Annotated in this window: 1 protein-coding gene; it reads right to left on the reverse strand. The window is 42.6% G+C overall.

What is annotated here, in order from left to right; translation table 11 throughout:
- Positions 1–150 precede the first annotated feature (150 nt).
- The coding region (locus ACFO6W_RS04015; RefSeq protein ID WP_379994066.1) for a hypothetical protein at positions 151–580 on the reverse strand (430 nt) is incomplete at its 5' end.

Here is a 580-nt window from a genome sequence, read left to right on the forward strand (position 1 = left end):
CCGTATAATCAATTTTTATTAATGCTTATTTCTTTCTTTTTTAGTTGTGCAACAGACACGTAGCGCTACCCTATTAGGGTCGGGGTGGCAGTGAATCGACCATGATGCTGAAGGGCATCAGTAAGATTTGGTTTACTGGGGCCTTGAACGTTAATTATAAATTAAATTCAGTATGCATTTGCGAAGAGAAGTATAGCCCAGGCTGGCGTTATTTCTAGGCGATGAATATATTGTGAATCCATATTTTACATATTGTAGGCCGTTACTAGCATCATAATGGTCATAGCGTCCGTTATCCACGTTACCTATATAAAAGATATAGCCATACCAATTCGGAGTTGCACCATTTTTTACCAAAGGGCTGATCCAGGCCTCATGCGCCTCTGAAGCGTTCACAATGTAGTCGTCGTTGCCTGTATGATTGCCAGGGCTGGTCATACCTCCAGCGTTCTGGCACCCTTCGCTATTATAAGTGCCTTCAGCTAACACAGCGGTTATATGGTTCAACGGACAGTAAGCTTGAACATTAACAGATCCGGTGCCAGTAAATACGAAAGACGCATCGTTAATGCATTTACCC

The sequence above is a fragment of the Dysgonomonas termitidis genome, from assembly GCF_042654545.1.
GTDB lineage: Bacteria > Bacteroidota > Bacteroidia > Bacteroidales > Dysgonomonadaceae > Dysgonomonas > Dysgonomonas termitidis.